The sequence below is a fragment of the Deltaproteobacteria bacterium genome (assembly GCA_016219225.1).
Taxonomy (GTDB): domain Bacteria; phylum Desulfobacterota; class RBG-13-43-22; order RBG-13-43-22; family RBG-13-43-22; genus RBG-13-43-22.
In genome coordinates this window covers 1-5,225 of the sequence record JACRBX010000109.1, presented here as the reverse complement: position 1 = coordinate 5,225, position 5,225 = coordinate 1, and the positions used below count along the sequence as shown (strand labels likewise).

The following is a 5,225-nucleotide window of genomic DNA, read 5'->3' as shown; positions in this document are numbered from 1 at the left end:
GGCAGATAGAGACCGGCAGCCACCCCTAAAATAAATAAAGTCAGTCGAATCGCCCATAGGCTTTGACTGATAGAAAGGCAAAGGAGACTAACCCCTAACCCCAAGGTGGAAAAAACAATGGTTTTCCTGTGGACCACCCGGGAAGAGAGGTGCCCTGAGACGAGAAGGGACAAGCTGTAGCCTACGGTGGTCAGTAGGAAAAGGACACCGGCCTCCTTGTGGCCCAGATGAAGTTCTTTTTCTATGGTAACCATCAAAGGAGCCAGGATGATCCGGGAGATAAAATTCAAAAAAAAGATGCCGGTTAAAAAAAATACCGGACCCAGCCTGGATAAAAGGGCTGCCGGGGAACTCTCCGGGTTATTTTCTCCAGAAATATCGGCCGCCGGATGGATGTTTGTGTTTGACATGATATTTTAACCCTATAAAAAACAGCACCCCGGTGAAAGCCGGGGTCCGGAAGAATGGGAGTCCCTATGTACAGCGAAGATATTACAAAAAACTATAAACTTTAGAGACTATTTATTCAAGGGGAATTCTAACAGCCTTCCTTTCCAAAACGTTAGGCCCTTTATTTGCCTTGACAAGCCAAGAGTAGTGATTAGTTTAAAACGATCAATAATATTGAAAGGAGAAACCTTGATGGAACGTCCGGGGATTGTTACCAGGAGAGGCAATCCTCTTACCCTTTTGGGCCCTGAGCTGAAGGTGGGAGAGGCGGCACCTGATTTTGAAGTAATCGATAATAACCTTATCGTTGTCCGGTTTTCTTCTTTTCGTGGGAAGATCTGTCTGATTGCTTCCGTCCCTTCACTGGACACGCCGGTCTGCGATATAGAAACCCGGAGGTTCAATACCGAAGCCGGCCGATTAAGCCCTGATATTCAGATCATGACCATCAGTATGGATTTGCCCTTCGCCCAGAAACGCTGGTGCGGGGCGGCCGGGGTGGATAAGGTGATCACCCTTTCCGATCATAAGGATGCCTCTTTTGGAATGGCTTACGGTGTACTCATTAAAGAGCTGCGCTTGCTGGCCAGGGCTGTTTTTGTAGTTGACCGACAGGGGATTATCCGCCATATTCAGATCGTCAAGGAGCAGACGGAAGAACCCGATTATGAACAGGTGCTCGGAATTGTCAAGGAGTTGACCCAATAAATGCAGAAGGGAGAAGAAATCATGAGCAAAACAGAGCAGAATTTAAAAGATGCCTTTGCCGGCGAATCCCAAGCCAATCGTAAATATCTGGCCTTTGCCAAACAGGCCGAGCAGGAAGGATACCCCCAGGCCGCTAAGCTATTCAGGGCCGTGGCCGAGGCCGAAACCGTCCACGCCCATGCCCATTTGCGTACTCTGGGAGGGATCAAAAAGACTGCCGAAAACCTGAAGGAGGCCCTGGCCGGCGAGATCCATGAGTTTAAAAAGATGTATCCGGCCATGATCGAGGCCGCCAAAGAAGAAGGGAATAAGGCGGCTGAACAAAGTTTTTCCTACGCCAATGCCGTAGAAGAGATTCATGCCGGTTTATATCAAAAGACCATGGATAATTTGGAAAATTTAAAACCGGCCGATTATTACGTCTGTTCGGTGTGCGGCTATACCTGTGAAAATGAGCCTCCGGAAACCTGTCCGGTCTGCGGCTCCAAGGCCAAGGCCTTTATTAAAGTCGATTAAAAATAAAGTTACAAGATGCAAGATGCAAGTATAAAAAACGGGATCAGGGCTCGGGGGTCGGGGAAAAGCAATTTTCATGATTCGTGGTGATCCCCTGGGATTTAAGGGGTTAACGCCTTGCACCTTGGACCTGTCTTTTAAAAGGAGGCTGTGGTGTCCAAAGCCGAAGAAATGTTTCAATGCCAATCGGTAAATTGCGGTTATATTTACGATCCGGATAAAGGCGATAAAAAAGGCAAGATCCCCAAAGGGACCTGCTTTGCCGATCTGCCGGAAGATTGGAAATGTCCCATCTGCGGAGCCGGCAAAAAAAATTTCCGTCCTTTGGCCGGAGCGGGCTCGACGGCCCAGGAGGGATGTTAGTTACCTGTTAAACCCTCAAGCCCCTTGGGGAAACACGAAGCATGAAAATGCGAATATCGAATAATGAATGTCGAAGTAAGGTTGGTTTTGACCCCGCAACCCGTAACTCGTAACCCGCAACGACCAGCGGGGAAGGACCTCTCGTGGATTCATGAGACAGCAAATCTTGATCTTCATTTCCCTTGCTCTAACTATTTATTTCGGTCTTCATACCCTGCTTTTCTTCCTCCTGGTAAAGTTTTTCAGCCTGAAAGACCGGCTCGCCCGATTCGGGTTAGCCGCCCTGCTTTTATTTCTGGCCTTAAGTTTCATCGCGGCCTTTATCTGGAGCCGGTCTGGCGGACAACCCTTCCTCCGCTGGTTTTATTATGGTTCAGCCCTGTGGCTTGGGATTCTGGTCAATCTGTTGCTCATCTTAGGAACAGGGCTTTTGGTGTACACCCTCCTCAAATCCATTGCCCTGAAACCAGACCTTAAATTCCTTGGGGTGTGTCTCCTTGGCCTGACCGTCCTGTACACCTTCTATGGTCTTCATCAGGCCACCCGGATCAAAACCACTTTCCTGTCCATCCCGATTAAAAATCGCCCACCGGAATGGCAGGGCAAAAAAATCGCCCAGGTATCGGACATCCATCTGGGACTGATTAATGGGGAAGACCTGGCCCGAAAGATAACCAACCAGTTCAATGGTCAAAAGGTGGATCTGGTTTTTCTTACCGGCGATATATTGGATGGCAGCGGGGACAATCTGGCCCGTTTAATCGAACCCTTTGACCGGATCAAAGCCCCGGTTTTTTATATTACCGGCAATCACGAAACTTATGTGGGTTTGGATAAGGTTGTAAAGGCTATTGAGAGGACGAAAATCAGATTGTTGCGCGATGAAATTATCGATCTCGGCGGGGTCCAGGTGATCGGGATCGATTATCCTCCGCGAGGACAAAGGAAAAATCTGAAGCCGATTTTAGAAAAAATCGACAAAACGAAACCCGGCATCCTCCTCTGGCATGAACCCTCCAATATTGAATTGGCCAGACGCTATCCTATTGCTTTACAGCTTTCAGGACATACCCATAACGGCCAAATGTGGCCCATGAAACTTTTCACCTATCTCATCTATAAGGGCTATGACCACGGTCTCCATCGAATGGGAGATTATTCCCTGTATACCACCAGCGGGGTCGGCACCTGGGGACCGCCAATGCGCATCGGAAGCAGGCCGGAAATTGTGATTATCACCGTCCAATAAAAATCAGTCCATCATCTGTTGATCTCGAATGAACCCAATCACATCCTTATTAAAAGTGTCCGGGTCCTCCATGAAGAACAAATGTCCCAAACCTTCATAGACCTTAAGCCGGGCCTGAGAAATCCGTTCTTTTAATTCCTCGGCATCGACTACGGGCAGCAGCAGGTCGGCCCGGCCGTGCAGAATAAGGGTGGGAAGGATAATTTGATGGATTTGATCGCAGACCTTGAACCTCCCAATGGCCTGCCGGTGGCGGACAAAGGTTTCCAGAGGCGGGCGTTGGGCCAGGCTTTTTTTGACGAACTCATTGATGATATCGGGTCGATGGGCCAAAGACTCTTTGGAAAAGAAAACCGGCAGGGAACGGCGCACATTTTCTTCATCGGAAAGCTCCGGGCGGGTGGCAAATAATTCCAAGACTTGGGGATCGGTCGTGGTCCCCGTGGCGGCATTACAGGTAGTACAACCCAGGATTAAACGCTTGACCAAATCCGGTCTTAAAAGGGTCACCTGCTGGGCGATCATGCCGCCCATGGAAATGCCCAGTAAATAGACCGGTCCTACCCCTAAGTGCTCGATCAGGGCGATTACGTCTCCGGCCATATCAGCTATGGTATAAGGGGGTTCCACCCGGTCGCTATTCCCGGTGTCCCGATTGTCAAAAGTTACCACCTTGAAGTGTTCGCTCAGCACCGGGATCTGGTTGTACCACATGGACCCCGCCGAGGCAAACCCCCGGATCAGGAGCAAAGGTTCCCCCTGTCCTTCCAGATAATAGGCAATTTTTATCCCATCTCTCTTAAGAAACACCTGAGCCTCCTTATCGCTAAACGGCAAAACTTGCCTTGTTCGTTCACATCAGGCCATATAGTTATAGACCCCTTTCTTTAAATGCTTCATTGAAGCAATTAGATTTCTTTAGTCAGGCTAATCGCTCCATGAAGCATTTGTATCATTTCCAGGAAGACCATTCAGATTATTTCCCGGATCGAGGAAATCAACCAATGATTTCCACTTCCCCTTCGATCTCCACCGGGATATTAAAGGGCAGCTCGGCCAGGCCCACGGCCGACCGGGCATGATCCCCTCTTTCCTTTCCATACAACTCAATAATCAAATCCGAGAAGCCATTGATCACCGAGGGCAGTTGATTAAAACCCGGGGCGGCATTGACCATGCCGAAGACCCGCAACCAGGCGCTGATCCGGTCCAGGTCTCCCAGGGTGCGTTTCAGGTCCCCCAGGATGGCGAGGGCGGTCAGCCTGGCCGCCTGATAGCCTTCTTCCAAGGTAACCTCGGCCCCGACCTTTCCCAGAGGATTGGCCAGAGAACCGTCAGGGTTGAGGGGGGGATGGCCGGAAATAAAGGCGCGGTTGCCCCGCACCCTGACCCAGGAAAAGGGCAGTACTACCCCCGAAGGGGCCTTGACCGGTTCCGGCAGGACCAGCCCCAGTTCTTTTAGTTTGGCTTCTATACCCAAATCGTTTACCTGCTTTTCCGACATAAAACCTCCTTTGTAAATTTTTCCAAATGACCCGCTAAATTTCTTCTACCAAATCGTTAAAAAAGGTATAATTCAAGAACAACAGCTTCTAAAAACGGGAGGCCACTTTTTTGTCATTCCGGTGAAAACCCGAATCCAGGTTCAATGGTCTGGTTCCCGGCATTCGCCGGGACGGTCTCTGGACCCCGGTTTTCACCGGGGTGACGATGTCGAGGGCTTTTTATAACTTAACCAATCATAATAGGTCAGGCATCTTGCCTGGTCACGGGTTTATGGAAAAATCCCTTTAGACGTATAGACTTTATCAAAAAATAAACTAAATGTCACTATCGGGAAAAAAAGAAAATGATATCCAATTCTTTTGAGATCATTTCCGGAATATATTGCGTGGGCGGTCCTGATATTTCCCATCCCCAGGATGCCTTGGTCTATCTG

The 5,225-nt window shown here is 49.2% G+C and carries 7 protein-coding genes; 4 read left to right on the top strand and 3 right to left on the bottom strand.

Annotated features, from left to right (window positions below; genetic code table 11):
• A partial coding sequence (locus HY879_10060; GenBank protein MBI5603689.1) for an MFS transporter occupies positions 1 to 410 on the bottom strand: 410 nt, incomplete at its 3' end.
• A gap of 229 nt (positions 411 to 639) precedes the next feature.
• On the opposite strand from HY879_10060, the gene tpx reads away from it, so the two are divergent.
• The 4 genes from tpx to HY879_10040 all read left to right on the top strand — a co-directional run bounded on the left by tpx (position 640) and on the right by HY879_10040 (position 3,286).
• Positions 640 to 1,158: a thiol peroxidase gene (gene tpx / locus HY879_10055; GenBank protein ID MBI5603688.1), complete on the top strand. Its 519-nt coding sequence runs from the start codon at positions 640 to 642 to the stop codon at positions 1,156 to 1,158.
• 21 nt (positions 1,159 to 1,179) lie between these two features.
• Positions 1,180 to 1,674: a rubrerythrin family protein gene (locus HY879_10050; protein ID MBI5603687.1), complete on the top strand. Its 495-nt coding sequence runs from the start codon at positions 1,180 to 1,182 to the stop codon at positions 1,672 to 1,674.
• Positions 1,675 to 1,827: 153 nt separating this feature from the next.
• A complete protein-coding gene (locus HY879_10045) occupies positions 1,828 to 2,037 on the top strand; it encodes a rubredoxin (GenBank protein MBI5603686.1) in 210 nt (69 codons plus the stop codon).
• Positions 2,038 to 2,188: 151 nt separating this feature from the next.
• On the top strand, positions 2,189 to 3,286 hold the full coding sequence (locus HY879_10040) for a metallophosphoesterase (GenBank protein MBI5603685.1): 1,098 nt from the start codon (positions 2,189 to 2,191) through the stop codon (positions 3,284 to 3,286).
• Between the two features lie 3 nt (positions 3,287 to 3,289).
• Here the strand turns inward: HY879_10040 and HY879_10035 are convergent, their stop codons facing one another.
• Positions 3,290 to 4,096 (bottom strand): alpha/beta hydrolase, encoded by an 807-nt coding sequence (locus HY879_10035; GenBank protein ID MBI5603684.1) that lies wholly within the window; start codon positions 4,094 to 4,096, stop codon positions 3,290 to 3,292.
• A 187-nt stretch (positions 4,097 to 4,283) separates the two neighbouring features.
• Positions 4,284 to 4,790, bottom strand: a complete 507-nt coding sequence (locus tag HY879_10030; GenBank protein ID MBI5603683.1) for a RidA family protein — start codon at positions 4,788 to 4,790, stop codon at positions 4,284 to 4,286.
• Positions 4,791 to 5,225: the final 435 nt, after the last annotated feature.